The organism is Streptomyces sparsus (genome assembly GCF_054776295.1).
In genome coordinates, this window is the sequence record NZ_BAAHCA010001725.1 from 1 (window position 1) to 531 (window position 531).

Here is a 531-nt window from a genome sequence, read left to right on the forward strand (position 1 = left end):
GGACAGCTCCTGGTCCCCGACGCCGCGACGGCCACCACGGAGGACCGGACCGCCGACCTCGCCGCCGGGACCGTCCTGGTCACCGGAGCCACCGGAACCCTTGGCCGTACCGTCACCCAGCACCTCGTCACCCGGCACGGGGTGCGCTCCCTGCTGCTGGCCGGACGGCGCGGCCCCGACGCGGACGGCGCCGCCGAGATGGTCGCCGAACTCACCGCTCTGGGCGCCCGGGTGCACCTGGCGGCCTGTGACGTCGCCGACCGCGCGGACGTCGAACGGCTGCTGGCCCAGGTACCGGCCGACGCCCCGCTGACCGGGGTGGTGCACGCCGCGGGTGTCACCGACGACTCGGTGGTGACCGACCTCGACGCCGCCCGCTTCGACACCGTCCTGCGGCCCAAGGCCGACGGCGCCTGGCACCTGCACGAGCTCACCGCGGACGCGGACCTCGCGGCCTTCGTGCTGTTCTCCTCCGCCGCCGGCACCTTCGGCGGCGCCGGACAGGCCAACTACTCCGCCGCCAACGCCTTC

1 protein-coding gene is annotated in these 531 nt (G+C 75.7%); it reads left to right on the top strand.

The features are described from left to right. Positions 1 to 531 (top strand): SDR family NAD(P)-dependent oxidoreductase (locus tag ACYVE9_RS30510; RefSeq protein WP_461031082.1); only part of this gene is annotated, 531 nt, incomplete at both ends.